At 47.5% G+C, this 25191-nt stretch carries 30 protein-coding genes; 14 read left to right on the forward strand and 16 right to left on the reverse strand.

Annotation, left to right across the window (positions count from 1 at the left end; all coding sequences use genetic code 11):
* Positions 1 to 5 precede the first annotated feature (5 nt).
* Positions 6 to 743, forward strand: coding sequence for a hypothetical protein (locus tag HY394_02880; protein ID MBI4052957.1), 738 nt, complete (start codon positions 6 to 8; stop codon positions 741 to 743).
* Here the strand turns inward: HY394_02880 and HY394_02885 are convergent.
* The gene (locus HY394_02885) at positions 727 to 2673 is read right to left on the reverse strand and encodes an N-6 DNA methylase (protein ID MBI4052958.1); all 1947 of its coding nucleotides are present in this window, start codon (positions 2671 to 2673) and stop codon (positions 727 to 729) included. The genes HY394_02880 and HY394_02885 overlap by 17 nt on opposite strands.
* A 281-nt stretch (positions 2674 to 2954) precedes the next feature.
* Between HY394_02885 and HY394_02890 the strand changes: the two genes are divergently transcribed.
* The gene (locus HY394_02890; protein MBI4052959.1) at positions 2955 to 3098 is read left to right on the forward strand and encodes a hypothetical protein; all 144 of its coding nucleotides are present in this window, start codon (positions 2955 to 2957) and stop codon (positions 3096 to 3098) included.
* A gap of 6 nt (positions 3099 to 3104) precedes the next feature.
* Here HY394_02890 and HY394_02895 read toward each other — a convergent pair whose 3' ends face one another.
* From HY394_02895 to HY394_02960, 14 genes are all read right to left on the reverse strand, one after another.
* On the reverse strand, positions 3105 to 3836 hold the full coding sequence (locus HY394_02895) for a hypothetical protein (protein MBI4052960.1): 732 nt from the start codon (positions 3834 to 3836) through the stop codon (positions 3105 to 3107).
* Between the two features lie 28 nt (positions 3837 to 3864).
* Positions 3865 to 4263, reverse strand: coding sequence for a hypothetical protein (locus HY394_02900; GenBank protein ID MBI4052961.1), 399 nt, complete (start codon positions 4261 to 4263; stop codon positions 3865 to 3867).
* Positions 4264 to 4267: 4 nt separating this feature from the next.
* A complete protein-coding gene (locus HY394_02905; GenBank protein MBI4052962.1) occupies positions 4268 to 4705 on the reverse strand; it encodes a hypothetical protein in 438 nt (145 codons plus the stop codon).
* Between the two features lie 102 nt (positions 4706 to 4807).
* On the reverse strand, positions 4808 to 5383 hold the full coding sequence (locus HY394_02910; protein ID MBI4052963.1) for a ribonuclease H-like domain-containing protein: 576 nt from the start codon (positions 5381 to 5383) through the stop codon (positions 4808 to 4810).
* Between the two features lie 70 nt (positions 5384 to 5453).
* A complete protein-coding gene (locus tag HY394_02915; protein MBI4052964.1) occupies positions 5454 to 5732 on the reverse strand; it encodes a type II toxin-antitoxin system RelE/ParE family toxin in 279 nt (92 codons plus the stop codon).
* Positions 5729 to 5971 (reverse strand): DUF2683 family protein, encoded by a 243-nt coding sequence (locus tag HY394_02920; GenBank protein MBI4052965.1) that lies wholly within the window; start codon positions 5969 to 5971, stop codon positions 5729 to 5731. The genes HY394_02915 and HY394_02920 overlap by 4 nt, the downstream gene beginning before the upstream one ends.
* A gap of 34 nt (positions 5972 to 6005) precedes the next feature.
* Positions 6006 to 6194, reverse strand: a complete 189-nt coding sequence (locus HY394_02925; protein ID MBI4052966.1) for a type II toxin-antitoxin system HicB family antitoxin — start codon at positions 6192 to 6194, stop codon at positions 6006 to 6008.
* A gap of 66 nt (positions 6195 to 6260) precedes the next feature.
* Positions 6261 to 6509 carry an addiction module toxin RelE gene (locus HY394_02930; protein MBI4052967.1) on the reverse strand — a complete coding sequence of 83 codons (249 nt, stop codon included), beginning with the start codon at positions 6507 to 6509 and terminating at the stop codon, positions 6261 to 6263.
* A 32-nt stretch (positions 6510 to 6541) separates the two neighbouring features.
* Positions 6542 to 6805 carry a DUF2683 family protein gene (locus HY394_02935; GenBank protein ID MBI4052968.1) on the reverse strand — a complete coding sequence of 88 codons (264 nt, stop codon included), beginning with the start codon at positions 6803 to 6805 and terminating at the stop codon, positions 6542 to 6544.
* Between the two features lie 117 nt (positions 6806 to 6922).
* On the reverse strand, positions 6923 to 7324 hold the full coding sequence (locus HY394_02940; protein ID MBI4052969.1) for a putative toxin-antitoxin system toxin component, PIN family: 402 nt from the start codon (positions 7322 to 7324) through the stop codon (positions 6923 to 6925).
* Positions 7321 to 7599 carry an AbrB/MazE/SpoVT family DNA-binding domain-containing protein gene (locus tag HY394_02945; GenBank protein MBI4052970.1) on the reverse strand — a complete coding sequence of 93 codons (279 nt, stop codon included), beginning with the start codon at positions 7597 to 7599 and terminating at the stop codon, positions 7321 to 7323. The genes HY394_02940 and HY394_02945 overlap by 4 nt, the downstream gene beginning before the upstream one ends.
* Before the next feature lie 231 nt (positions 7600 to 7830).
* A complete protein-coding gene (locus HY394_02950) occupies positions 7831 to 9996 on the reverse strand; it encodes a hypothetical protein (protein ID MBI4052971.1) in 2166 nt (721 codons plus the stop codon).
* A gap of 141 nt (positions 9997 to 10137) precedes the next feature.
* The gene (locus HY394_02955; protein ID MBI4052972.1) at positions 10138 to 10524 is read right to left on the reverse strand and encodes a VOC family protein; all 387 of its coding nucleotides are present in this window, start codon (positions 10522 to 10524) and stop codon (positions 10138 to 10140) included.
* Positions 10525 to 10573: 49 nt separating this feature from the next.
* Positions 10574 to 11002 (reverse strand): glyoxalase/bleomycin resistance/extradiol dioxygenase family protein, encoded by a 429-nt coding sequence (locus HY394_02960; protein ID MBI4052973.1) that lies wholly within the window; start codon positions 11000 to 11002, stop codon positions 10574 to 10576.
* A gap of 139 nt (positions 11003 to 11141) precedes the next feature.
* Here HY394_02960 and HY394_02965 point away from each other — a divergent pair, with 139 nt between their 5' ends.
* Genes HY394_02965 through HY394_02975 form a run of 3 tightly spaced genes read left to right on the forward strand, consistent with a single transcriptional unit; the run spans position 11142 to position 14361 of the window.
* Entirely contained in the window at positions 11142 to 13079 is a 1938-nt protein-coding gene (locus tag HY394_02965) for a DUF2207 domain-containing protein (protein ID MBI4052974.1), read from the forward strand.
* A gap of 9 nt (positions 13080 to 13088) precedes the next feature.
* On the forward strand, positions 13089 to 13403 hold the full coding sequence (locus HY394_02970) for a hypothetical protein (GenBank protein MBI4052975.1): 315 nt from the start codon (positions 13089 to 13091) through the stop codon (positions 13401 to 13403).
* Positions 13404 to 13416: 13 nt separating this feature from the next.
* Complete coding sequence (locus HY394_02975; protein MBI4052976.1) at positions 13417 to 14361, forward strand: hypothetical protein; 945 nt, start codon at positions 13417 to 13419, stop codon at positions 14359 to 14361.
* A 7-nt stretch (positions 14362 to 14368) separates the two neighbouring features.
* Here HY394_02975 and HY394_02980 read toward each other — a convergent pair whose 3' ends face one another.
* Positions 14369 to 15007 (reverse strand): hypothetical protein, encoded by a 639-nt coding sequence (locus HY394_02980; protein MBI4052977.1) that lies wholly within the window; start codon positions 15005 to 15007, stop codon positions 14369 to 14371.
* A gap of 165 nt (positions 15008 to 15172) precedes the next feature.
* Here HY394_02980 and HY394_02985 point away from each other — a divergent pair, with 165 nt between their 5' ends.
* The 9 genes from HY394_02985 to argS all read left to right on the forward strand — a co-directional run bounded on the left by HY394_02985 (position 15173) and on the right by argS (position 25173).
* Positions 15173 to 16414, forward strand: coding sequence for an argininosuccinate synthase (locus HY394_02985; protein ID MBI4052978.1), 1242 nt, complete (start codon positions 15173 to 15175; stop codon positions 16412 to 16414).
* Between the two features lie 31 nt (positions 16415 to 16445).
* Positions 16446 to 17654: an argininosuccinate lyase gene (argH, locus tag HY394_02990; protein MBI4052979.1), complete on the forward strand. Its 1209-nt coding sequence runs from the start codon at positions 16446 to 16448 to the stop codon at positions 17652 to 17654.
* 1 nt (position 17655) lies between these two features.
* Positions 17656 to 18588 carry an ornithine carbamoyltransferase gene (gene argF / locus HY394_02995; GenBank protein ID MBI4052980.1) on the forward strand — a complete coding sequence of 311 codons (933 nt, stop codon included), beginning with the start codon at positions 17656 to 17658 and terminating at the stop codon, positions 18586 to 18588.
* Positions 18589 to 18614: 26 nt separating this feature from the next.
* Positions 18615 to 19808, forward strand: a complete 1194-nt coding sequence (gene argJ / locus HY394_03000) for a bifunctional glutamate N-acetyltransferase/amino-acid acetyltransferase ArgJ (GenBank protein MBI4052981.1) — start codon at positions 18615 to 18617, stop codon at positions 19806 to 19808.
* 49 nt (positions 19809 to 19857) lie between these two features.
* Entirely contained in the window at positions 19858 to 21042 is a 1185-nt protein-coding gene (locus tag HY394_03005; protein ID MBI4052982.1) for an aspartate aminotransferase family protein, read from the forward strand.
* On the forward strand, positions 21033 to 22025 hold the full coding sequence (argC, locus tag HY394_03010) for an N-acetyl-gamma-glutamyl-phosphate reductase (protein MBI4052983.1): 993 nt from the start codon (positions 21033 to 21035) through the stop codon (positions 22023 to 22025). Before HY394_03005 ends, argC begins: the two co-directional genes overlap by 10 nt.
* Before the next feature lie 52 nt (positions 22026 to 22077).
* Positions 22078 to 22923 (forward strand): acetylglutamate kinase, encoded by an 846-nt coding sequence (argB, locus tag HY394_03015; GenBank protein MBI4052984.1) that lies wholly within the window; start codon positions 22078 to 22080, stop codon positions 22921 to 22923.
* Between the two features lie 99 nt (positions 22924 to 23022).
* The gene (locus tag HY394_03020; GenBank protein MBI4052985.1) at positions 23023 to 23385 is read left to right on the forward strand and encodes a hypothetical protein; all 363 of its coding nucleotides are present in this window, start codon (positions 23023 to 23025) and stop codon (positions 23383 to 23385) included.
* A gap of 60 nt (positions 23386 to 23445) precedes the next feature.
* The gene (gene argS / locus HY394_03025) at positions 23446 to 25173 is read left to right on the forward strand and encodes an arginine--tRNA ligase (GenBank protein ID MBI4052986.1); all 1728 of its coding nucleotides are present in this window, start codon (positions 23446 to 23448) and stop codon (positions 25171 to 25173) included.
* The last annotated feature ends 18 nt before the right edge of the window (positions 25174 to 25191 follow it).

Here is a 25191-nt window from a genome sequence, read left to right on the forward strand (position 1 = left end):
TATTTATGGCTACTTGGCTTGATTCGCTAAAAGAAAGTTATGTCCTACTATTGACTACTCACCCTAGGAGTAATGTTAAGCTCGTACCGCCACATAGTTGGATTAGGAATAGATTGCAAGAGTTGTTGCCAAAGGATTTTGTGTGCTATTCTTTGGATAATGATGCGTCTAAAAGCAAAGAGAAGAAAATTAATGGCAAATTTTATGAAAAAACTGTTGATGTGGCCATTTTTAGAAAAGCAGTTCCTGTGGGCGCAGTTTCTTTTAAATTTGTGGCCTCTAATTATTCACAAAATTCTAATAATTACTTTGAAAACTTGATTGGCGAATGTTTCAATGTTCAATCAGAAGGAATCCCTTTTTGCCATGTTTTTGTAGTGCGCGATAAAATTCCATATTACAATAAAGATAGAGTAGTAACCAAATATGAAATTCTTACTGAACACAATTTAGATAAGTATCTTAGGTTGGCAAGTGCCGAATCTAATGATGCAGTTCCTTCTAAGTTGGCAATTACTATAATTAAAATTTCGGGGGATGAAGTTAGCGGGGATATTATTCACCCGATAGACTTCCAAACACTATCTAATTCAAAAAAAGAGGCGATTAAAGGAAATATCTCAGTTGATTTTTCTGATTTTAAAATTTATCAAAAGGATATTAAAGAAAAACTTGAATTGCTAAATATTAATAAAATTTTGAAAGAGTTTGTCGAAATAGTGGTCTCTAAAAACAAGCAATAGTCAATTGCATATTTTGTTTTTTTGTACTATTTTTAGAATTAAAATATAAATTTTCCAAATAGTTGTCTATTTTATCTTTGCTCTGTTCTTCCGATAAGAATGCCAAGTCATGATTAGTAAGCCGCGGTATGCCAAAATTTTTTATGAATGTTTTTGCGAATGATTTGTAGCCGCCGCGATAGTCTTTGCTTGTTTTTTTTATGTAGTAATCCATAATGCTGGAATTTAGGATTTTTATAAGTACTTCTTTATCGCCTGAATAAAAAATAGAATATCCTGCATAAAATAAAGCGTCTTTTTTTGTACATAAAATGTAATTTGGGCTATTTGCAATATTTGGCGTAATTATTTTTTCCCCAAATGAATTGTCAATGCCTTGTGATCGCCCATATATATACCAGGGGGTAATGTTATTTTTACCTTTGTCTCTTTTTGCAAGCTCGTCTTTTATTGATAGAAAATATTTGTAACAATTTGGAAATATTTTTGCTAATTCATGTTCTGGTAATGCCCGATACTTTTTTCCGATTTTTTGATATGGGAAAATTATTCTTCTTTTATTTTTGATTATGTCCTGTTCATTTTTAACTATACTGGCTTTGATAATTTCTTTAGTTATGCCTTTTTCTATCACATATTTTGTTTCATTTGAATATTTTATGTAACAATCTTTTTCTAGTTTTGAAGAATCTAATAAATACAAATTATCTTTTAGGGTTGCAATACCAACACTAATCCTGGCAATTTTGCCAAGTGGTTCGCCTATTTCTTCTATTTTTTTTATTTTCATTTGGTCTTCGTGCATTAGTAGGTTCCATTTTTCTGGATTTAGTGCCTTGGTAACAATTGGTGAAAAAGTAAATGTGCCTTTTGTAAACTTATTTATGTTTTCGATTAGGGCGTAGTCAAAACTTTCTTTGTTTTTTTTATTTAGTATAGTTATAGATGTGTAAGTGCTAACATCTTGGAAAATTTGTAAATGGTTAAAGTTTACTATCTGGCGGATTAAATTTTTTGTTTGTAAAAACTTTCTTAGTTGTTTTCCCGCGAGCGATGCAAAGTAGCTATTTGGGGTAATGTATCCTAATGAGCCATTTTTATTTAATAGTTGGATGCCTAACTCAAAAAATGGAATAAATAGGTCGACATTTCCAGTACTTGCAGTGGCCCAGTTACTGCTTATTTTATTTCGCACGTTCTCTTGTAAATTTTGTATTCTAACATAAGGTGGATTCCCGATTATTGTATCGAATCCGCCATTTTTATCAAATACTTCTGGGAATTCCTTTTTCCAATTAAAAGTATTAGGGTCTAAGCTATCGCCCAGTTTTATATTGAATATTATTTCTTCTTTGTCTTCGCCATTTTCTAGTGCTAACAATGACAATATTGTTTTTGTCCTATTTACATTGCTTTCCAATATGTCTACTCCAAATATGTTATTTTCAATTATCTCGATAATTGGTTTCTTGCCTAATTTAGCTAATTTTTCTGTTGCCAATACCAAAAATGCACCGCTACCACAAGAACAATCGCAGACGATCAAATTATGTTTTTTAATCGTCTGATTATTTATGTAGTTAATTATGAATTCAGGGGTATAAAACGCCCCATTTAATTTACGATCTTTTGCTTCAATTAATAGTTCGAATATGCGTTCTATGTTTTTCAGGGTAATTTGGTTGGCATCATATGGGAGCTGTTTTTTTAGTTTTGAATAGTTTTCACTATCTATTTTTTTTAGCATGTCGAGAATTAACTTGTTTTTCGGTTTTAGAATATTGTTTGCTTCTAAAAAAAAGGTTATTAGTCCGGCCTCTATTTGATCTATGGGGAAATTTTTTTGTAACTGAATTATGGAATTTGCGTTTATCAATTTGTCACGATGATTGTTCAGGTTTCTTTTTCTTATATTTGTTTTCGGAACCATATTTCCCCTCATTTTGAATTAAATATGTTTTAAACCATTAAAAAAATCATCGTCTGCCCCACCATAAACGCCAACGCCAGTTCCCCGAACCTTGCCGCTTTTTCCGTTTGCCCGTACGCGTCGAGGAGAAAGAGAATCCAAACCAAAACCCATTGAAAAGCCCAAATTTGGGAAACGAAAAACACCACAAAACCACTTTACATATTTTATGCAATTTATGTAATTGTTTATTCTACAAAATCCTTTAAATACTTTGCATAATTTACATAATTTGACCGTTTATGCCTGAAAAAAAGAAAACCGGCGCAGTAAGGCTCTCAATTTCAGTCTCGCCGGAAGAAAAGAAGTTCTTGGACGAAAACCAGTTCAGCCCGTCAAAACTGTTTCAATGGGCGCTGGGGCAAAAAGGGTTTGGAAAAAAATAGTTTGTTTTATCGTGTGGGCTCGTTCCATCTTTCAGTAAATAAGTTTGTCATTGATGTGGCAATTTCGCTTATTTCCTTTATAGTTGTATCTTTGTTCCCCAAGTCTTTAATGCTGCTTCCGATAGTCCAGCACTTGCCATCGCAAATAATAAATCTGTCATGAATTTTTTGGTTAATTTTGACCTCGATCTTTATCCCTAATTCTTTACCTAATTTTCCTTTATAACTTTCAAATTTACTTAAATCGTATATGTTGGAGGTTAAAATTTTTAATATCTTGATTCTTCCTTTAATAGTGGCAAATGGAAAAAGCGTTTCAGGAGACACGTAAGAATCACATACCAAAATTTCTGGATCCTTTGAGTTTGTTATTGAATATAAAAATTCTTCGAATAATTTTATGGCGCTAAAATTCTGCCCAGATTTTATTATATAAACTGCCGATTTTCCAATTTGGCCCAATATTGTTCTTATTTTTTTCAATCCTTTACTTAGAAAATATAAACTTCTATTTTCCTCTTTAACAAAAGAATCTTTTTTTGCTTTGTGTAGTATTTTTCTAAAATTATCTTCTCTGCGTCCAAGATCCATAAAAAGATTTTTGCAGTCAGTATATTGTACCCCGGCGGTTTTGTTTTGATTTTCTATAAGATAAATAATCAGTAGGAGAACATCGGAATCGGATAACACGTCATCTGCGATTAGCTTATTGTGGTATTTTTGAATTAATCCGGACATTTCGGGGGGAATTTCCAAATGAATTTTATTATTTTTTTTCGATGTCATTTTCAACGAATCCTTCGCCGCTATTAGTTAGTGTCCATGTTTTTAGTTCGTCCTTTTTTTCTTTGGCTTGCATCATGTGACCTTTTTCAACATTCTTGTCTAAAGTAGCGTTTATGTTGCTGGGCACTTTTTCTTTGGCGTCTCTAAAACCATTTTCTATATCTTTTGAATTAAAATTATTTGATTCGGTGTAGTTCTCTAGGTAATATCCTATGACTAATGCTTTTTGAACATCGCCTACTGCATTTTTTGAAAGAATAAATTCTTTTATGGACATTATTTTCTTTGACTTTGTTGGTCTGGTGTTCAATTGATCTTCTAGTTTTCGTATGCGTTCCTCGTGATTATCTAAGATGTGTGTTATTTGTTGAACCTCCAATTTTTCACCTGCCCCGTGGTTCTGATTTTTGTTCCTTCTTACTGTGTTTCCTATAAAGTGAATCCAATATGTCTTCGATTTGAAATGGGGAAATAGAATATTTTCCTTTTTTTTCTCTTTTTACCTGTTTCTGTTCGACTAACTCTTTTACTCTTGCCGCAATAATTTTTTTGTTTATGTGTGTAAAATCTGACAGTTCTTCGATTGTGACAATCGGGGCAATAGTTTTGTCCAATTTGTTTGCTAAAAAGCGGCAGACAAGTACCAAGCGGATATAGTCTGAATTTGTAAATGGGTTTTTTTCTAAAAGTACTGAGCCACTTTTATCGACTTTCGCAAACAGTAGTGCTCTGTCTACCAACCCAGGCAGTTTTTTTTCATTGTATGATTCTCGGTCAACAACAAACAATTCTTTTACTTCTTTCAAACTGAAACCAGCCATAAAAATCGTATACTGTAGTCGTAGTAACAGTTTAAAAATATTCGTATCTAAAATTATGGTTTATTCGTATCTCGATTAGTGCCTTTAGATTTCAATACGTCTTCACCATCTGTCTATCTCGGTTATCTTCAGCTCTTTTGCGCGCAAATAGATTTTTTCTGTCACAATTAGGTCGTGTTCCAAGTATGTTTTGATTTTGGCGTGGTTTCCGGCCCAGAATTCTTCTGCGACCATGCTTCCGTCCATTTCGTAGTCGTGGAAGCCGAGAAAGGCCGCGAATTCTTTGAGTGTTCCGCGCACGTTGCCGTATTTGTAGGCTGAAAGCTTTTCGCGCAAGTCGATTGTTTCCTTCAAGGTGAAGGGTTCGATTGCAACGTTGTTGACAAAGCTTCTTGTGACGAGAAACGGCAAATCGAAGTTTTTGAGGTTGAAGCCCACTATTTTGAAGTTGCGATGCAGTTTTTTAAAAGCGCTGATTTCCTGCCAGAACGCTTCAAGCATGCTTTTTTCGCTTTCATCCATGAGAATGGTTGTCTTGGCGCCGTGCTTCAGGCCGATTGCGGCAACCTTGGAGTCGATGGGGTTCAACAGTTTTTTGCGCTCGGAGTCGTTTTCAACGCCCAAATACTGTTCCTTGTCGCAGGGAATTGTTTCAGTGTCCACGATTATGTAGTCCATAAGGATGGGTTTTGCGGAAAACTGCTTTTAAAGGGTTTCAGGGGAGGTTTCCCTTGATTTTGCCGCCGGTTTATTTTTTGTAGATGCTGTCGTGATGGTCGTAGTCTTCCACTATGACTGTTTTCCGGTTTTCGTCGATTGAGTAGATTAAAACGAACGGGCCATGGGCATGAACTCTTCTCAGGCCGTGCATTGGCTTTTTCAGCGGCTTGAAATTGTATGGGTTTTCGAGTATTTGCCTAAGCTTTTTCTTGATTGCCTTTTCCTGTTCCGGGTCGCGTTTCGCGGCTTTTTCAAATGCCCTTTCAACGTGTTCAAGGACTTCAAGGCTGTATGGCAATAAAATCATCTTTTGCGCAGGTTTTCAAAGTATTCGTCAATGTTTTCAACCCGCACGGCTTTTTCTTTTTTTGCCTTTTTCATCCTTTCGACGAAGTCCGGCCTGAGTTCTGGCTCAAGCACTTCTTTGTCGTATTCTTCGGCCAGCTTGTTGATTGCCTCGCTCTTGTCGTTCAGGCCATACTTTGCCTTGACAATGTTGATTACGCGGTTGGCTCGGTCGTCAAGCTTTACAATGGCGGTAGGCATATTATTCTCATATTAATGTGGCATTAATTCAATATTAAAGCGTATTGTTTTGGCAAAATGCCAGTTCTTCCGGTTCGGCGTGCTTCACGTACAGTTCTGTTGCCTCTTTGAGGTTTGCCAAGGCCTTTTCAACGGTTTTGCCCTGGCTTACGACGCCCAATTCTATGCAGTGCGCCACGAAAAAGTCGTCTTCCTTTTCAACAACCGCGGTCAGCTTGAACATGCCTTGTCCCGATAGAACATTGTCGCGTTCCATATTTAAACGGTTTTTGGGACCCTTTCCATGGATTCACTTGTATGCGTGGTCGTGGTGCGCGAATTTGTCGAAGAGTATGAAGTTTTCTTTTTTGAAGACTTTGAACAGCAGGACAAAGTGCTTTCCTATGTGGACGCGCTTGTATTCGCTCAGGCCGTGCCTGAGGTTTTTGTAGTGTTCTATTGCATATTCGTCTGAGGCGATTATTTCCCTGACTTTTTTGTTGAGCATTTCAGCGAGTTTTTTGTCCCTTTTCGCCAGGACCGGGATTTCGGCTTTCAGCTCGTCGGAAAAGTCGAAAGAAAACGCCAAGTTTAATCGCCCCTGAATAGCCTGTCAAGTTCCTTGGCGGTCATTGACCTGAAACCGTATTTTTTGATGTGCCTTTCGCATGATTCTATGACTTCCTTGACGAACTCCTCTTTCGGCTCCCTTTCCACGAATTCGTCGCCGAACATTTCGGCAAACTTGCTGAGCGCCTGGCCCTTGTCCTTGAGGCCGTATTTTTCCTTTATCACGCCCAAAACCCTGTTTGAATAATCGCTTGACCGCATGTTCATGGTAACCGTTTTTCCCATTAGACCACCTAACATAAACTTAGGCGGGCTAATTTAAAAGGCTTTTGCAAAACGCAAAGCCCGGCATACTTGGGTTTTCCGGCTTTAAGGCGGTTTTGGAGGCGCGTTTCCCGTGAATTATTGTTCGAGCATTTCAATCAGCTTTCTTGGCGCGATTATTTGTATGTTCCCGAATTTTTCGAATTTGAGGAGGTGCCGGTCGCCGGAAACGATGAAATCGGCGTTTCCTTCCACGGCGGCCTCGATTATTTTGTTGTCTTCGGGGTCGGCTTTTACCGCGTCAATCGGTTTTGTGGGAAAAACAACCAGTGAAAACCGGCGCACCCACTTTGCGCCCTCTTTCGCCCTTTCCGGGCTTTGCCTGAAATCCCTTTTCAGTATCCCCTCATATTCGTTCAGAATTTCAACGGATGTAATTGAAATTATTTCTCCGTGTGTTGCAAATTCGGTTGCCATTTTGGATGGGCCGTCCCAGAAGGAAGCGGACACGAGGACGTTTGTGTCAAAAACTACCCTCATTGCTTCCGCCCTCTGGCATAATGGATTATTTTGTCGACGTCCTTTTCCTTTATGCCGAGCTTTTTCACGATCTTTTGGCCTTCCGCATTAAATTTGCGCCAGCCGGCAATGATTTCCTCCCTTGAAGGCTTTTTTATGCGCTTCAGGATAAGGGAATCGCCGCTTCTCGCTATGGCAAAGGCTTCGCCTTCGGAAAGGCGCATCTCATTCCTTAAACTTTGGGGAATGACTATCTGCCCGCGCGAACTCATTTTGGTCATTTCGACTTCTGCCAAGGGCATCACCTCCAATAAGATGGTGCCGGCACGGCTTAATAAGTTTTGCGGAAAATAAGAAAATAAGATTTTGCCGCGCTTTTGGGTGTTCATGCAATGATTGCCGCTTTCAGGCTTTTAACCGGTTTTGCAAGTGCGTTTCCCTTGACTGCCTTATGGCTTATGCGGGTAATCTCTTGGCATCCGGCGGTTTCAAAAGGCGGATTGGGTGCTGCCGGATGGCTTGGCGGCTTATGGCGAGGTAATCGTTATGCGTGCCGACAGGTTTTCGGGCGCCGGGCCGATGGTTATCGCCATCTGCTGCTGGTCGCCGAATGAACCGGTATTCGTTGTGTCGGTCATGGTTACCGCGCCTGAACCGGGCGCGCCGTCAACGTACGTTGCTTGCGGCGGGCCGTATTTTTGCTGGTTGGAAACGTTCAACGCAACGCCTTGGCCGGAAGCGGTCTGGGTCAGCATGACGGTTTGCGTGTACGAAACGTTGTTTGACATGTCCAGAACGAAAACCTTTGACTCGCCTGAGTTAAGCGAAAAGTTGGTTTCGCCAATGCCGATTGGCTGCGAGCCGTTGCCTGTCGCGCTTGTGAACGCTTCCTTCAAATGGTAGTCTTTTGAAACGCAGCTTTGGGTTCCGGTTTCAGTCAGGGCCGGCCTGTTGTTTGTCGTGCCGCACGAATTCGCGTCGGTGCAGGTTTTTGTCCTCGTCCTTGACTGCGAGCTGTTTGAGCATTCGCCCCAGTTGCTCCACGCGCCGAATTCGCCGCATGTCCAGCTTTCAGTGCAGGAAACCGCGTCTCCGCATGCCTGGCTTCTCGGCTCGGTTGTCGCGGGCTTGTTTGCCTCGGTTTCGCATAAATTGTTGTCCTGGCAGATTCTTGTTGCAGTGCCGGTCTGGTTTCCGTTTGAGCACGCGCCCCAGCTGACGCTCCATTCTCCGCACTGCCAGTCTTCCGTGCAGTCCTCGCTTTGTTCGGTGCAGGAAACTTCCTTGAATTCGAAGTCCTCGGGCTTGTTTGCGCTTGTGCCGCAGTCGTTGGCATCGGTGCAGTCCCTTGACCTGAAATCGTTGCGTTTCCCGTTTTGGCAGATGCCTTTATGCCATGAAGTCCACTCGTTGCAGCTCCAGTCTTCCGAGCATTTTCCTGTTGGATCCGAGGTTTTTCCTCCGGTTGGGTCGACTATAACCTTGCCCGTGCCGTCGCCTGAAACTCCGATGGTCCAGTTGCCTGCGGATGTGATGTCGCATTCTTTTGGCGGTTCGGGTTTCGGCGGCAGGCATTTGACATAGGTTTTTTCAACGCAGTTGAAAGTGTAGCCTACTGTGCTGCCCCATTGGGAATCTGTGCGCCGCGCGCAGTATTCAAGCGGCTTTTCGATTTTCGTGACAATCGTCTTTTCCGGGCAGGTGGAAGGGCATTGCACGTTTTCCGCGTTGTCCTCCGCCATTTTGCGCGAGTTCAGGCACAGTTCGCCCCAGTCGATTTTTTGCCGCTGGTCTTCGGAGCACTCGCCGTTGTAGTAGACCGGCAGGCCCTTGTATTTTTCGGTTGCGGGAATGCCAAGGTCGATAAGCGTTACGGTCGAGCCGCTGATTTCGTTTATGGGAACGCCCAGGTACAGGGATGCGCATTTCAGGTTTTCGGTTGAAACCGGCAGAGTCTGAATCGTCGGCCTGTCAAAAATGTACGTTGCCGAGTTGACGGTTATGCCGTCGCCTGGCGTGGCCGGAATGATTGTTCTCGAAGCGGCCTGCAGGAACGCTGTTCCGGCCAGGGAATTTCCCGCAACGCTTTGTTTTGGCGAGGCGGCCGCGGAATTGGAGGAGCCGCAGATTCCGAAAGTCGTTTCGCCGACGCCGTTTGCTCCCGTTGTCACGCTTTTTGCGCCGGCAAGCGAGGCGCCCGCGCCTGACGACAATTCAACCTGATAGGTTTTGCCGGGCTCGCCCAGGACAATGACCTGGAATTCGGTGGGCGTTGATGAAAGGCTTAAAGGCTTGCCCAAAAACTTGTGCCCTGACAGCGAGCCGTTCTTTGCGAATTGCAATACTGTTCCCGAATTTCCGGAGAACGACTCTTCAACCAGTGGAATGCCAACTGCCTTGTGGCTTTCGTCGAACTTTTCAGCCTGGAGTTCTTCGGCTGTTTTGTCGTTTGTCGGGCCGATATTGCCTTGTTCTTCTCCGCTGCTGCCGGTTTCGGTTTTTTTCCCGGCCGCGCTTTTTTCGCCTGAAACTTTTTTTTCAGCGGTTTTTTCCGTTGCGGGCTTTTCGCCTGATTTCTGCAGATCCTTTGCGGCATCTTCGGCCTGCTTTTTCAGGGATTCAGTGCAACCGGCGAGAAGAAGAAGCGCGAATGCAAGCGCAAGCAAAGCCAGAAGTTTGCCTTTCCGGTTCATGGGTTTGTATTTGTTAGCGGCAAGGGCGTATTTAAGCGTTTTGTTCGCCTTTTTTGCATAACCCCGGCCGGCAGGGCACGGCCATTTTCCATGGAATTCGTGGCCGCGGCTGCAGGTTTTGGTTTTCATTCTGCATTTCCTTCATTTCCTGTGCATCTGCATCATGCCTGCAGTGTTGCCTTCTGTGTCCGTAAAAGACACGAATCTTCCGACGTTTGGAATGTCCATCGGCTCGCCCAAAACTTTTCCGCCGGCCTTTTCGACTGTTTTGATGTGCTCGTCGAGGTTGTCAACGCTTATGACAACCGACGGGTATTTTTGCGGGCTTGAGTTTTTCGGGAAAAAGCCGCCGTTGATTGCGCCCGGTTTCTTGGGACCGTTCTTGTCTGAATCGGTTGTCATTGCCAGGACATAGTTTCCCATGTCCTCGCCCAGCATTTCGGTTTTCCAGCCGAATGCTTTGGCGTAAAATTCCGCCATGCGCTTCCTGTCCTCTGCCGGCATTTCAAAATGTATGACGGGATTCATTTTCATTCCAACCATTCGCATCAGCTCCTTTTTGGTCTTCCAATTTCCTTCAATTTTTCCGTTTTTTCATTTCTTCCGGCATTTCGCCTTCGTCCATGTGAAAGATTTCCCATATGTGGCCGTCCAGGTCCTCGAAGTTCCTGCCGTACATCCAGCCGTGGTCTTGCGCCATGCCGAATTCCTTTCCGCCTGCTTTGATTGCATTTTCCACGATTTTGTCGACTTCCCCGCGCTTTTCCACGGCAATGCCGAGGAGCGCTTCCTTGCTTTTTGCGGAGTCGCAGATTTCTCTGCCCGGAATGAAGCCCTTGAAGAATTTTTCGGCCAAAAGCATGGCAAAAATGTTGTCGCCTATCACTATGCATGTTGCGTTTTCGTCGGAAAACTCGGGCCTGAATGAAAAGCCGAGTTTTGTGAAAAATTCCTTCGTTCTGCCGACGTTTTTGACCGGAATGTTGATGAAACTCTGCCTTGGCATTTTTCAACCCCCGAAAAAGCAAAAGATGACATATGAGGCTGGTTTCATGTTTTTAAGTTTTTTTCCAGATTCGGCAATGGATGCGACATGCGCCGCGATTCGGCAAGGAATAAATAGGCATTCCGCCATCAATTTGTGGATGGACAGGCGTTTCGCGCTTTTTGTTTTGGCTTTGCTTTTGCTCTGCGTTCCGCTGGTTTCAGCCAAATCCTATTACCTGCCGAAAGCGGAAGTTTTCATGTCGGTGCATGACGACGCTTCCATTGACGTGCAGGAAAACATAACTTTTTCGTTTTCTGGGCCATTTTCCTTTGCGTATCGGGACATTCCGAAAGGCCAATGGCAGGTCAGCGGAGTTTCGGTTTCGGAGAACGGCAGTCCCGTTGATTTCAGCTTTTTTGACAACGGTTCTGACGAGCGGATCAGGTGGAATTTTTCCGCGCAGGACGAGCAGCGCACTTTCACTTTGAAGTACCGGCTTGAACGCGCGGTAACGGCATACGACGATGTTGCTGAAATTTACTGGAAAGTCTGGAGCGCGGGCTGGGGCGTTCCGTTGAATGAATTGTACGGCTGGATTGAACTGCCGAAGGCGCCGGAAAACCCGAAAGACGTGTATTTGTGGGGCCACCCGGAAATCAACGGAAAGCTCGGCTTGGTTGAAGGCAACAAAATCCTGTTCCAGGCTTTCGGGATTCCAAGCGGCCAGTTTGTCGAAGTGCGCGCGGCTTTTCCAAGAAGCGTTTTGTCTTCAACGCGGTTTGCGGTTGTGAAAAGCGGGAACGGCCTGCAGAAGATAATCGATGATGAAAAGGATTTTGTTTACACGCCACAGGCCGCGGTTCCAAATCTGGTTGGCGGGCTTTTTTCGTTTTCTGCCATTGCGCTTTTGATTCTGTTTTTTTGGGGCTTGGCGGTGTTTTTTTCGCAGAGGTCTTTGGCAAGGGCAGTTTTTGGTGTTGTCGCCCTTGTTGTAGTTCTTTTTGCGGTTCTTCTCGTGCTGGTTGCGGTTTTGCTTAACCTTCTGAACGGCTTGCTTGCCCTTGCGCTCATTGCCGCGCCCATCCTGCTGTTTGTGGTTATCTGGCATTTTTTTGGCAGGGAACCGAAAATTGATTACAATGCAATTTACGAGCGCGAAGTGCCGTACGATTACAGTCCCGCGGTTGTAAGCGTTTTGATGAAGCAGTGGCCTTTTGCGCCCAGGCTGGACCAGATGGTCGGGGAAATCCTGCACTTGTGCCTGTTGAAAAGGCTCAAATTGGAGGAAATAAAAAAGCCGGGCCTGTTTTCGAAAGGCGAGTATAAAATCCACATTCTAAGAGGTTCGGATGAGGACCTGCCTGCAAGTGAGATAATGGTTATGGGTTTGATTCGCGGCGCCGCCGAGGGGAAGTTCGAGGGCATAATTTTCAGGCAGTTCAAGAAAGACGATTCGCCTGACGAGGTTTTGTTGTCCGAGATTGAATCCTATCTGCTCAATAACCGCGTGTTTGCAATGGTGTTTGCGCAGGGCTGGCCGAACGCTGTGAAAAAGGAATTCGACGCAATGGGATTTTCCTCGAAGTTTAACGGCATCTGGCGTTATATCGCCGGCTCGCTTGTTTTGCTTGCAATAACTTATTTCATTATGCCAGTGCTGCTGATTTTGGTGGCAATAGAATTGTTTTCGTTGGTGGTGGTTTTTCCGGGCGCTTTGCCGAACCGCAGCAGGGAAGGCGCATTGCATTACGCGAAATGGAAGAATCTGCAGGGCTTTTTGAATGATTTCAGCAATTTGAAAGAAGTGCCGCCGACAGCCATTGCATTGTGGGACCAGTACTTGGTCTATTCCATTCCGCTTGGCGTGGCGAAGAATGTGCAGAAGGCAATGGATTACGCGTTCAAGGATTATTCCGGCAGTTACAATTCAAGCATTTTCATCGGTTCGGCTGCCGGCTTTTCGGCTTCGGGTTTCGGCGCGTCAATCGGCTCGTTTTCCTCTGCCTTTGCGTCCGCTGCTTCGACTTCCGGTTCGGGCGGTTTCGGCGGTGGCGGCGGAGGGGGCGGCGGTGGCGGTGGCGGCGGGGCAGGGTAAGTGATTGGAATGGCGGGGCGTGAACCATCCGGAACAAGGCGTGCGGGCGCGCATCTTTTCCTCAAAAGTGCGTCGGTCAGATTCAGGGGCAGGAACATTCCGGTGAGGGATTTCTATTCGCACCTGCTGTCGACCGGCCCTGAAATAAGGCGGAAGCCGAACGACAAGCCATTGAACGTGCGTTTTTTTTACCGTACTCATGGACTTTCACGGGAAGAGGCTTTTGCCGCCGAAGTGAGCAGGCTTTTGGGGCAGTATCCCGGCATGGGCAGGGCGCGAATTTTGAGGCAGGCGGAAGAAAACCTTGAGGGCTACGGGGAATGAGAGGGGCGGTTCTGTGAAAAATGTTTTCCCGCAAAGGCGTGCAGCGCGAAGGCAGGCGGCGGCAAGGCGGGCGTGCGGGCAAAGGCAGAGGCTTGAACGCGAAACTGGAGAAATTCCGCTTGCAGCGCGGCATTTTGAGAACTCGCTTGACGTGTGGCGCGGCGCCTTGGATAGGCATGATTTCTTTGCGGGGCATTCTTCGGCAATAGTGTCGTTGGCTGTGGAACGGCTTTTTCCGGACGTGCACGGCCTCCGTGTTCTGGCATTGGGCGACAATTTTGGAGGCGAATATGCGAGAAACAATTTTCTGTCGGCGCTGAACAAGCGGGGCGCAAAAGGAGTTGATTTGGAGGGGCGCGTGCAGGATTTTGAGAGAAATTATGCTGGCAAAAAATTCGACCTCGTTTACGAATGCGACGTATTTAATATGGGTGCATTTGTGCATCCTGGATTTAATCCGCAAAACCTGATTTTACGCGCATATGTTGATTGGTCGAGCAATTCCAATCCGGACGCCCTAGCGGCTTTGGCTTCTCTTCCGCGCACCCCGTCACAGGAGGAATCCCGTATTGCCGCCCGCCAGGCAGTGAAAAAGCTGTTAGGATCCGTTGCATATGGGGGGTATTTCGTTTCTGTGGACAATCGTTGGGACGGCCCGCTGCTGGACAAGGAATTCCTTGAAGGCCAAGGCTTTGAGGTCAAACGATTGTTCGTTCCGAGTACGGGCGGAATGATGGATAATATCCTTCTTGTGGCTAAGAGACGCCGCCCTCCGGCGGAAAAGCGCCTGTTTGGACAGCCCAAAAAGTTTTTGCAGGCAAAAGGCGAAACCCCAAAACGTTCCGATGGCAAAAAAACCGGTTTGCGCAGCCTTGCTGAAAGGTTTCCAAGAAAGCGCAAGGCAATTCTTCCGATTGGGGGCAACCTGAAATCCGTGCAACGCAAGGAAAAAATCTGACGCAATCTCAAAACCTGAGCGCTTCCATGGCTTTCTGCACGTCTTTTTCTTCTATCACAAAAAGCGTTTCCGTCCACGAGCTGAGCGTTTCGATGATGTTTATGCCGTTTTCGCTGAAGCGGCTGTACAGGAACGCAACCACGCCGGGCGTTGATTCGATTTCGCGGCCGGTTTTGAAAATGATTTCCACCAGGCCTTTTTTTTCGGAAACAATGGCGTGGCGGAATGCCTTTGAAATTTTTTCCGAAGACTCGTTCGAGGTTATCACGGTGTAGGCGGAACTTCCATGGACCAAATGAAGGGTTTCGCCTTTTTCCGCGATTTCGTTCACGAGGCGCGTGAGCTGGGATAGCTCGATGCCGGAGTCAAGCACCACAACGCTGATCTTGTTTTTCATTTCAAGCTTGCCCTTTTTCAAAAGTGAAACGATTTTGCCTTCAAGCTGCCTGCTCGGCGCGGCCTTTTCAGCAAGGCGGCGCAGCGCAACCACGACCGCTTCGAAATCCGCCTCTTTCAGCTTCTGCTCTTTGATGATTTTGCGTGCCAATGCCGAATAGTTGACGAGGCCCTGTTTCAGGCCTTCGGCTATGAACGGCTTTTCTGAAACGAACGCCTGAACGGTTTTGGCAATGGACATTCCGGCCATGAAACAATTTGCATGGCAAAAAGCTTAAAAATGTCTAATTTTGGACAGTTTGTGTTTTTTTTGTCTTTTTTGGGGCGTCAGCTATTTAAATGCCGGGCGAGGCATTCATTGTATTGCTCATTTGCCTGCTTGCAGGTTTGGCATTTTTTTAAAGGTGGGTTTTTTATGGCTGGAAACAAAAAGGTTGTCCTGGCGTACTCCGGCGGCCTGGACACGAGCGTTATCGTGAAATGGCTTGCCGACAAGGGCTATGACGTCATAGCAGTGACCGTCGACCTTGGGCAGAACGACGATTTGAACCTGAAGGGAAAGGCTCTGGCGAGCGGGGCGAAAAAATTCTATCTCGTTGACGCAAAAGAAGAATTCGTGAAGGAAGGCGTTTTCCAGTGCCTGAAAGCGGAGGCGAAATATGAGGGACGTTACCTTCTTGGCACAAGCATTGCCCGCCCTTTCATCATGAAAAAGCTTGTTGAAATCGCCAAAAAGGAAAATACGAACATTCTGGCTCACGGCGCAACCGGAAAAGGCAACGACCAGTGCAGGTTCGAACTCACGGCCTATGCGCTCATGCCGAATGCGGAAATAATCGCGCCCTGGCGCATAAAGGAATTCCGCGATTTGATTCCGGGGCGCAAGGAAGCAATCGATTTTGCGAAAAAGCACTCGATTCCTGTGGATGCGTCACCGAAAAAGCCGTGGAGCACGGACCCGAACGTTGCGCACCGCTCGCATGAAGCCGGCTTGCTGGAAGACCCGGCTTTTGAGCATTCAAGCGAAATGTATCAGATGACAAAGGCGATGGAAAGCGCGCCTGACAAGCCGGCGTTTGTCAGCGTCGGTTTCGAGGACGGCATTCCAGTTTCGGTTAACGGCAAGAAATTGAAGCCAGTCGAACTGCTTGAAACCCTGAACAAAATCGGCGGAGAGAATGGCGTCGGCGTTGTCGACATGGTCGAGAACCGTTTCGTGGGAATGAAAAGCCGGGGCGTCTACGAGGCGCCGGGCGCAACGATTTTGTACGCCGGCCACCGCGACCTTGAAGGAATTACAATGGACCGCGGCCTGATGCATTTGCGCGACTCGCTCATTCCGCGCTACTCCGAACTGGTTTATTTCGGCTTCTGGTGCTCGCGCGAACTGCAGGCATTGAATGCGTTTGTGGACGCGTCGCAGAAAGGCGTTTCCGGTGAAGTGAAACTGAAACTCTTCAAGGGCAGCTGCATTCCGGTTGGCCGCAAAAGCCCGTACAGCCTGTATGACGAAAGCATTGCGACAATGGAAGCCGGCGGCTCTTACAATCAGGATGACGCCACGGGTTTCCTGAAAATCCAGGGCCTGCCATTGAAAATCCAGTCGAAGGTCAATGAAAAGCTTGGCATAAAATTTTTCGGGCAGGAAACGAAATGAATGAAAAAATGATTTTGGGGCATGATGCAGAATGAAACTGTGGGACAAGGGCGGAAAAGGCGTTGACCCGCAAATTGGGGCGTTCACTGTCGGCAACGATTACATCATTGACAAGAAGCTTGCCAAATTTGATGCCATTGCGAGCATTGTGCACGCTAAAATGCTTGTGAAGGCGGGCTTCCTTTCTTCGTCAGAGGCGAAAAAGCTCGAGGGCGCGCTGAAGGAAATCATTGCGCTTGCTGAGGAAGGTAAATTCGAGATTTTGCAGGAGGATGAGGACTGCCACACCGCGATTGAAAAGTTTTTGACGAAAAAGCTTGGCGAAACCGGCAAGAAGATTCACGCGTGCCGGTCGCGCAATGACCAGGTCATGGCGGCACTGCGCCTTTACTCGAAAAGCGAATGCGCGGAGATTGCGAAATCTTTGGAGAAGCTGATTGCGGCATTGAAGGAATTCGGCAAAAAAAACAACGACGTGAAAATGCCCGGTTACACGCATCTGCAGAAGGCAATGCCTTCATCGGTTTCGTTGTGGGCCGGCGCGTTTGCCGGTGCCTTGCAGGATGACCTTGCATTGCTGGAATTCTCGCAAAAGCTGGTTGACCAGAATCCTTTGGGGAGCGCTGCCGGTTACGGCGTTCCCGTTGCGATTGACCGCAAGCTGTCGACAAAACTGCTGGGCTTTTCCAAACTGCAGGAAAACGCATTGTATTGCGCGAATTCGCGCGGAAAATTTGAGGCGATTGTCCTTTCGGCGTGCGTGCAGGTTTCGCTTGACTTGAACAAGCTGGCAACTGATTTGCAATTGTTTTCCATGCCTGAATTCGGCTATTTTGAATTGCCTGAAGAATTGTGCACCGGCTCAAGCATAATGCCGCAGAAAAAGAATCCTGACGTTCTGGAACTGGTGCGCGCCAAAAGCCATGTCGTGCAAGGCGAATTGTTCAAGGTCCTCGGCATTGTCTCGAACCTGCCTTCAGGCTACAACCGCGATTTCCAGCTCACGAAAGAACCGTTCTTCAACGGCCTTGAAACAACGAAAGCTTCATTGCAGGTCATGGCATTGGCTGTTTCAAAGCTGAAGGTTGACAAGTGGAAGTGCGAGAATGCCCTCACAGCCGAATTGTTTGCAACCGAAAACGCCTTGAAAAAGGCGAAAGCCGGAATGCCGTTCCGCGAAGCGTACAAGGAAGCGGCGAAGGAACTGCTTGAAGGTAAAGGCAAGGCGAAAGGTGAATGAAATGGCGAAGGATGGCAAGGCTGTAAAAAAAACCAGTGCAATTGATTTTTTGACCGGCAAGGAATTGTCGCCGAAGCAGGCTGAAAAGCTTTTGGATTTGGCAGTGAATGTCAAAAAGAATCCGGCAAAATTTTCCGGCGCCTTGAAGAACAAGACTCTTGCAATGCTTTTCCAGAAGACTTCGACGCGCACGCGCATGTCGTTCGAAGCGGGAATGACGCGCCTGGGCGGGCATGCGATTTTCCTGGACTGGCGCACTACAAACCTCGCGCTTGGCGCGCTGAAAGACGAAGTGAAGTCGATGGAACGTTATTCCGACATTCTGATGGCGCGCGTTTTCAAGCATGAGGATATCCTTGCAATAGCAGAGGCCTCGTCAAAGCCGGTCATAAACGGCTTGTGCGACAAATGGCATCCGTGCCAGGCTCTCGCGGACTATTTGACGGTCAAGGAAAAGCTTGGCAAGGTGAAGGGCAAAAAGATTGCGTTCGTCGGCGACGGCAACAATGTGTGCAATTCCCTGATTGTGATTGGCGCCTTGCTGGGGGCAAAGGTTTCCATTGCAACGCCCAAGGGATTTGAGCCTTCGCAGGACGCGGTTTCGTTCGCAAAAGGCCTTGGCGCCGAACTGTTCATTTGCAATGATGCTAGCCTGGCGGCGAAAGGCGCGGACGTCGTTTACACTGACACCTGGGTTTCAATGGGCCAGGAAGCGGATGCGCAGAAAAAGAACGAGGCGTTCAAGCCGTTCCAGGTGACAAGGGAAATTCTTGGCAATGCTTACTTCATGCACTGCCTGCCGGCGCACCGCGGCTATGAGATGACAGACGAAGTGATTGACTCGCCCAAGTCGATTGTTTTCGACCAGGCGGAGAACCGCATGCATGCGCAAAATGCTTTGATTCTTTGGATGCTTGGAAAGGCAAAAATTTAACGAAAATGCGGTGTATGTTTGGGGTCATGAAAATGGCAAGCTTCAGGGTTTTGGATGGAAAAGGCATTACCTGCGTGAAAGGCATAAAGGCTGTAGGAAAGTTTGCGGGCATCAAGTCGAGCCGCAAGGACTTCTGCGTTGTCGCTTCAGATGCGCCCGCCGCAATGGCCGCTGTTTTCACGCAGAACACCGCGCGCGCGCCGCCCGTCATTCTCGGCTTGGAGCGCCTGAAGCATGGAAAATGCCAGGCATTGAATGTCGTTTCCGGCGTAGCGAATGCAGGCACCGGAAAGGAAGGCTTGAAAAACGCAAAACTGCAGGCGAAACTTCTGGCTGATGAACTTGGCATTTCTGAAAAGCTTGCCATGGTGGGTTCGACCGGCATTATCGGAAAGCAGATGCCCATGGCAAAAATCGAGTCCGCGATGAATGGCGTGAAAGGCGAATTGTCTGATTCGGAGAAGGCGGGGATGTCTGCGGTTGAGGCGATTATGACAACTGACACGAAGCCGAAGTTCATTGCGGTCCAGGCGAACGGTTTTGCCGTTGCGGGCATGGCGAAGGGTTCCGGCATGATCGCGCCCAATATGGCGACAATGCTTTGCTACATTTTCACGGACGCCGCCGTTGGGCAGAATGATTTGCAGGCAGGCCTTTCAAAGGCTGTTGAAAAAAGCTTCAACTGCATTTCCGTTGACGCGTGCGAGTCGACAAACGATACCGTGCTATTGCTTGCGAACGGCCTGTCCGGAAAAAGGCCTTCGCAAAAGGAATTTCAGGAAGCATTGGATTTTGTCTGCCTGGATCTGGCTAAAAAAATCGTTTTGGATGGGGAAGGCGCAAGCAAGATGTTTTCCGCGACAGTCAGGGGTGCAAGGGATTTTGGCAAGGCGAAGGAAATGGCTCTGGCCATTGTAAAGTCAGACCTTGTCAAGACCGCGGTTTTCGGCAACGACCCGAACTGGGGGCGCGTTTTGCAGGCAATCGGCCAGACGCGCATTCCATTCGAAATGGAAACGCTTGCCATTTTTTTCGGAAAGGTTCAGGTTGTGAAAAACGGCCTTGCCGCGGACTTCAATCTGCAGGCAGCGCAGACGGAAATGTCGAAAAGCGGTTTTGAGATTATCGTGATTGCGGGCAACGGAAAAGGCGAGGCAACCGCTTACGGCTGCGATCTGACTGAAGGCTACATCAAGGTCAATGCGGAGTACCCGACCTGAATTGTATTATGGGCTCTGATTGGTTTATGGGATTTTTGTTGGTGGAAGAATGGCTGGAAAAATGAAACCCGAAAAGGTTTTTGCGCTTGACCGGGAGTTTTACATGAACTGCTTCCGGCGCAAGCCGATTGTCCTGGAAAAAGGAAAAGGCTGTTTTGTGTTCGACTCGCAGGGCAAAAAATACCTTGACTTTGTCGGCGCCCTCGCGACGTGCAGCGTCGGCTACTCCAATCCTGCTGTGACGAAGGCGATTTGCATTCAGGCAAAAAAGCTCGTGAACGCGACCAATTATTATTATACTGGACCGCAGGCACTGCTTGCCGAAAAGCTTGCGAAAATTTCCGGTTTGCAGAAGGTTTTCCTGTCAAATTCCGGGACAGAGGCAATGGAGGCCGCGTTCAAGCTCGCGCGCAAGTGCACTGGAAAGACGCAGATCATTTCGACGGAGAACGCTTTCCATGGCCGCACTTTCGGCGCGCTGACTGCAACGTGGAACAAGGATTACAAGTCGATGTTCGAGCCATTGGTGCCGGGCTTCAAGACCGTTGCGTTCAATGACGCAAAGGCCCTGGAGGGAGCGATTGATGAAAACACCGCGGCATTCGTCGTCGAGCCGATCCAGGGCGAAAGCGGCATAAATGTTCCGCATGAAAATTACCTGAAAGCGGTTGCCGGAATATGCAAGGCAAAGGGCGTTCTTCTGATTCTTGACGAAGTGCAGACCGGTTGCGGCCGAACCGGCAAATTTTTCGCGTTCCAGCTTTCCGGCATCAAGCCGGACATTGTCGTCACGGCGAAGGGCCTTGCAAACGGCTTTCCCATCGGCGCGACTATTTCGCGTGAAGGCCTTGATTTTGAGCCGGGCCAGCATGGCGGAACATTCGGCGGCAATCCCCTGGCCTGCAGCGCAGCGCTTGCGACAATAAAGGAAATTGAGTCGAAAAAACTCGCGGCCGGTGCTGAAAAGAAAGGCAGGCTTTTCATGCAGAAGCTTTCGGGCCTGCAGAAAAAGTTTTCATTCGTTTCAGATGTGCGCGGAAAAGGATTGATGGTTGCGGTGCAGCTTTCCGGCGTTTCGGCAAAGGCAGTTGCCGGAAAGTGCCTTGCAAAGGGCCTGCTTGTCAACAGCATCGGCGACAACGTTTTGCGTTTCCTTCCTCCGCTGACGGTTTCGGAAAAAGAAATTTTGTCTGCAATCAAGGTTTTGGAGAAGGTGTTTGTGGAATGCGCGTAGGCATAATCGGCGCTGCCGGGTTCGCGGGATTCGAACTTGTCAAAGTGCTGTCCAGCCATCCGAAAGCCGAGCTTGTTGCGCTGAATTCGAAAACGTTTGCAGGCACGAAAGTCAAATCGGTTTACCCGGAATTCCGGGACGAGAACCTTGCTTTCACGAATTATTCCGTCGGGGAGCTGAACGCCTTGGATTTGGACGTGGTTTTCCTCGCCGTTCCGCATGGCGCATCCATGCAACTCGCACCGACACTCAAATGCAGGGTAATAGATTTGGGTTCGGATTACCGGTTTCCCGACGCGAAGCTGTTCAAAAAGGTCAACGGCATCGGGCATGCTGACAAGAAGCATTTGAATGAATGGGTTTACGGCCTGCCGGAATTGTTCCGCCCGAAAATAAAAAAGGCAAAGCTTGTCGCAAATCCGGGCTGTTATGCGACCGCCTGCATTCTTGCGGGCCTGCCTCTGGCCAAGGAAAAGCTTTTTTCCAAGGCGGTTTTCGACTGCAAGTCAGGCTACAGCGGCGCGGGAAGGGAGAAGGCGTCGGACAAGGCTTACATGCAGGGTTTGCGCGAAAACATCGTTCCCTACAAGCTTACGTCGCACAGGCACATGTTTGAAATGCAGCAGTTTTTGGGAAAAAGCGTTTCATTTTCGCCGCACGTCCTGCCGTTTTACCGCGGCATTGTAGCAACGGGCCATTTTTTCCTGAAAAAAAAACTGTCCGGCGGGGCGGTGCGCAAAAAGTTCGAAAAGTTTTACGCAAAAGAGCCTTTCGTGAAAATCGTCGAAGGCATTCCGACAATGCAGGACATCCAGAAATCCAATTACTGCCTTATCGGCGGCTTCGAGGTTGATGACAACAACCGGCTTGTCATTGTGTCTGCGCTGGACAATCTTGTCAAAGGCGCGGCCGGACAGGCCGTGCAGAACATGAATTTGATGTTCGGCTTTGATGAAAAGCTCGGGCTGGAAGTCCTGCGGTGAAACGCATGGTTCGATTTGAATCATGCCGTATGCTGTTGGTGGTTGTGGAACTATGCCGGAAATAGTGCGTTATCTCAAGGAAGCATTGCCTTACATCAAAAAGTTCGAGGGAAAGACTTTTGTGGTCAAGCTGTCAGGCAAGCTTCTGGATGATGCCGGTGTTTTGCGCGAAATCTGTGGGGACATCGTTTTGCTTGACGCCGTCGGCATTCACGTGGTTATAGTGCATGGTGCTGGCAAGCAGATTGACGTTGAAACGGAAAAGGCGGGCATTGAGAAAAAGGCCGTGAACGGCCTGCGGTTTACGGACGCCAGGACGCTTGCGATTGTCAAAAAGGTTCTCGTTTCAACCAATGCCAAAATAGTTTCCTGCATAAAAAAATCCGGGGCGAATGTGCAGGGCATTGACGGCGTTTCGCAAAGCGTTATTCTGGCGGCAAAAAAATCTTCCGGCGGCCTGGATTTGGGATTTGTCGGGGCGCCCAAAAAAGCCGATGTCAAAAAATTTGCAAGCCTGCTTGCAAACGGCGTTGTGCCGGTTGTGGCTTGCCTTGGCAAAACCAGTAGCGGGCAGGTTTTGAACATCAATGCCGACGAGGTTGCCGTGGCAATCGCAAAGGCGTTGAAGGCGGAAAAGCTCATGATTTTGTCGGACGTGCCCGGCATTTTGCGCGACAAAAACGACAGGAACAGCCTGATTTCCGAGTTGACCGTTGCGGAAGCGAAAAAGCTTATTGCTGGCGGCGTGATTGCCAGTGGCATGGTTCCCAAAACCCTTGCATGCATTGATGCGCTGAATTCAAGCGTGAAGCGCACGCACCTGATTGATGGTTTGGAACACTCGCTCCTGGTTGAAGTTTTCACGGATCTGGGAAAGGGCACGCTGATAAGGAAATGACCACTACCGCGTCTGCAAGGGGCAATGATGGGGTGAAAACCAATTTTGGTGTTTGTTGCCGGCGCAAGGTTTAAATTTCGTGTGCTGTTCTATTTGATAATGGATTTTTCAAAAAAGTTTTTTCTCGGAGTCTCGGTTCTTGCCCTGCTTTTTGTCTTGGGTTGCGCGCAGTCGAACCCAAAAATGGATTCTTTAGCCAAGTGCCTGACGGACAAGGGGGCAAAGTTTTACGGCGCCTACTGGTGCCCGCATTGCCTGGAGCAGAAAAAGGATTTCGGCGGCAGCGTTGACAAGCTCAACTACATTGAATGCGCGATCCAGGGCCAGAACGGGCAGACGCAGGCCTGCATTGACGCGCAGATAAAAGGCTATCCGACCTGGACTTTTGCCGACGGCTCAAGGCTTGAAGGCAGGCTGCCATTGCCGACGCTTGCCCAGAAAACCGGCTGTGAAGCGCCATAAACCCGGCCTTGTCGTGCGCAAAAGTAGCTTTTAAAACACCTTATTCCATTTCTTTTTTTCATGCCGGATTTTAAGGAACAGCTTGCGCTTGCCCTGGCAAAGGCGCTGGACGGAAAGCTTTCCGAAAGCGAAATTCTCGGAATGCTTGAAGTGCCACCGTCGGCCGACTTGGGCGATTTTGCGTTTCCCTGCTTCAAGCTTTCGCCTTTGCTGAAAAAAGGCCCGCAGCAGATTGCGGTTGAATTGCAGGCAAAAATTGTTTTGCCGCAGTCTTTTTTGCAGGCAAAATCCATCGGGCCATACCTCAACTTTTTTCTCAAAAAGAAGGTGCTTGCGGAAACCGTCATTGTGCGCGTTTTGAAGGAAAACAAAAAATTCGGCTTTTCAAAGGCCGGAAAAGGCAGAAAAGTGATGGTCGAGTACAGCAGTCCGAACACCAACAAGCCATTGCACATAGGCCATTTGCGCAACGATTCGATTGGCATGGCGGTCTCGAACATCCTTGAGGCAAACGGCTGCAAGGTGTTGAGGGCAAATCTTGTCAATGACCGCGGCATCCACATCTGCCAGTCCATGCTTGCATACCAGAAATTCGGCAAGGGCAAATCGCCGAAGCAGGCAAAGAAAAAATCCGACCATTTTGTCGGCGACTATTACGTTTTGTTCGCGCAGAATGCCAAGGAAAATCCTGCATTTGAAGAGGACGCAAAGGCTTTGCTGAAAAAATGGGAGGCGAAAGACAAGCCCACGATTGCGTTGTGGAAAAAAATGAACGCATGGGTTTTGTCCGGTTTCAGGGAAACCTACAAACGGTTCGGCTCGCGGTTTGACAAGTTCTTTTTTGAATCGGATTTTTATGACAAGGCCAAGCCTTTGATTGATGATGGCCTGCGGAAGGGCGTTTTCACAAAGGAATATGATGGCGCAATTGTTGCCGACCTTGAGGCATTCAAGCTTTCCAAGAAAATCGTTTTGCGCGCGGACGGCACGAGCATTTACGTCACCAATGACCTCGCTTTGACGATGCACAAGTTTGAGAAGTTCAGCATTGACGAAGCATTGTGGGTGGTTGCCTCGGAACAGAACTTTTATTTCATGCAGCTGTTCAAGATTTTCGAACTGCTCGGCTTTTCCTGGGCGAAAAAATGCAGGCACCTGAGCTATGGTATGGTTTTCCTGCCGGAAGGAAAAATGAAGAGCCGCGAGGGAAAAGTTGTCGATGCTGACGACTTGATTGTGGAAGTTGTTGGATTGGCAAAAACCGAGATTTTGAAGCGCGAGCCGCAAATTTCGAAAAAAGAGCTTGAAAAAAGGAGCCTGGCGATTGCCCTCGCGGCGATAAAGTTTTTCCTTTTGCGCGTAAGCATCCAGCAGGACATAACCTTCAATCCTGCGGAAAGCGTTTCCTTTGACGGCGAAACAGGGCCGTACGTGCAGTACACCCATGCGCGGGCGAAAAGCATTCTTGCAAAGGCGAAAGGCAGGCCGAGCGTCAAAGGGGCGGATTTTTCACTGCTCGAATCCGAAAGCGAAAAGAAGGTGCTTTCACTGCTCAACGCATATCCCGCGCTGGTCGAGAACAGCCTTCAAAGCCTTTCCCCGCACGCTGTCTGCCAGTACCTTCTGGAATTGTCCGCGGCATTCAACTCGTTTTACCATTCCGAGCAGGTTTTGAAGGCGGAAAGCAAGGGGCTTGTCAATGCACGGCTGCTGCTCGTGCAGGCAACTGCAACGGTCATTGCAAACGGCCTGAGGCTGCTGAACATCGAGCCGATAGAAAAAATGTGAAGAAAAGTTTCTCGCGTG

This window comes from Candidatus Diapherotrites archaeon (genome assembly GCA_016205145.1).
Taxonomy (GTDB): Archaea; Iainarchaeota; Iainarchaeia; order Iainarchaeales; family JACQJH01; genus JACQJH01.

Excerpts from the sequence above, each read along its gene's own strand:
- HY394_02880 (MBI4052957.1), top strand. The coding sequence starts at position 6 with ATGGCTACTTGGCTTGATTCGCTAAAAGAAAGTTATGTCCTACTATTG.
- HY394_02885 (MBI4052958.1), bottom strand. The coding sequence starts at position 2,673 with ATGGTTCCGAAAACAAATATAAGAAAAAGAAACCTGAACAATCATCGT.
- HY394_02890 (MBI4052959.1), top strand. The coding sequence starts at position 2,955 with ATGCCTGAAAAAAAGAAAACCGGCGCAGTAAGGCTCTCAATTTCAGTC.
- HY394_02895 (MBI4052960.1), bottom strand. The coding sequence starts at position 3,836 with ATGTCCGGATTAATTCAAAAATACCACAATAAGCTAATCGCAGATGAC.
- HY394_02905 (MBI4052962.1), bottom strand. The coding sequence starts at position 4,705 with ATGGCTGGTTTCAGTTTGAAAGAAGTAAAAGAATTGTTTGTTGTTGAC.
- HY394_02910 (MBI4052963.1), bottom strand. The coding sequence starts at position 5,383 with ATGGACTACATAATCGTGGACACTGAAACAATTCCCTGCGACAAGGAA.
- HY394_02915 (MBI4052964.1), bottom strand. The coding sequence starts at position 5,732 with ATGATTTTATTGCCATACAGCCTTGAAGTCCTTGAACACGTTGAAAGG.
- HY394_02920 (MBI4052965.1), bottom strand. The coding sequence starts at position 5,971 with ATGCCTACCGCCATTGTAAAGCTTGACGACCGAGCCAACCGCGTAATC.
- HY394_02925 (MBI4052966.1), bottom strand. The coding sequence starts at position 6,194 with ATGTTCAAGCTGACCGCGGTTGTTGAAAAGGAAGACGACTTTTTCGTG.
- HY394_02935 (MBI4052968.1), bottom strand. The coding sequence starts at position 6,805 with ATGGGAAAAACGGTTACCATGAACATGCGGTCAAGCGATTATTCAAAC.
- HY394_02940 (MBI4052969.1), bottom strand. The coding sequence starts at position 7,324 with ATGAGGGTAGTTTTTGACACAAACGTCCTCGTGTCCGCTTCCTTCTGG.
- HY394_02950 (MBI4052971.1), bottom strand. The coding sequence starts at position 9,996 with ATGAACCGGAAAGGCAAACTTCTGGCTTTGCTTGCGCTTGCATTCGCG.
- HY394_02955 (MBI4052972.1), bottom strand. The coding sequence starts at position 10,524 with ATGAATCCCGTCATACATTTTGAAATGCCGGCAGAGGACAGGAAGCGC.
- HY394_02960 (MBI4052973.1), bottom strand. The coding sequence starts at position 11,002 with ATGCCAAGGCAGAGTTTCATCAACATTCCGGTCAAAAACGTCGGCAGA.
- HY394_02965 (MBI4052974.1), top strand. The coding sequence starts at position 11,142 with ATGGACAGGCGTTTCGCGCTTTTTGTTTTGGCTTTGCTTTTGCTCTGC.
- HY394_02970 (MBI4052975.1), top strand. The coding sequence starts at position 13,089 with ATGGCGGGGCGTGAACCATCCGGAACAAGGCGTGCGGGCGCGCATCTT.
- HY394_02980 (MBI4052977.1), bottom strand. The coding sequence starts at position 15,007 with ATGGCCGGAATGTCCATTGCCAAAACCGTTCAGGCGTTCGTTTCAGAA.
- HY394_02985 (MBI4052978.1), top strand. The coding sequence starts at position 15,173 with ATGGCTGGAAACAAAAAGGTTGTCCTGGCGTACTCCGGCGGCCTGGAC.
- argH (MBI4052979.1), top strand. The coding sequence starts at position 16,446 with ATGAAACTGTGGGACAAGGGCGGAAAAGGCGTTGACCCGCAAATTGGG.
- argF (MBI4052980.1), top strand. The coding sequence starts at position 17,656 with ATGGCGAAGGATGGCAAGGCTGTAAAAAAAACCAGTGCAATTGATTTT.
- argJ (MBI4052981.1), top strand. The coding sequence starts at position 18,615 with ATGAAAATGGCAAGCTTCAGGGTTTTGGATGGAAAAGGCATTACCTGC.
- HY394_03005 (MBI4052982.1), top strand. The coding sequence starts at position 19,858 with ATGGCTGGAAAAATGAAACCCGAAAAGGTTTTTGCGCTTGACCGGGAG.
- argC (MBI4052983.1), top strand. The coding sequence starts at position 21,033 with ATGCGCGTAGGCATAATCGGCGCTGCCGGGTTCGCGGGATTCGAACTT.
- argB (MBI4052984.1), top strand. The coding sequence starts at position 22,078 with ATGCCGGAAATAGTGCGTTATCTCAAGGAAGCATTGCCTTACATCAAA.
- HY394_03020 (MBI4052985.1), top strand. The coding sequence starts at position 23,023 with ATGGATTTTTCAAAAAAGTTTTTTCTCGGAGTCTCGGTTCTTGCCCTG.
- argS (MBI4052986.1), top strand. The coding sequence starts at position 23,446 with ATGCCGGATTTTAAGGAACAGCTTGCGCTTGCCCTGGCAAAGGCGCTG.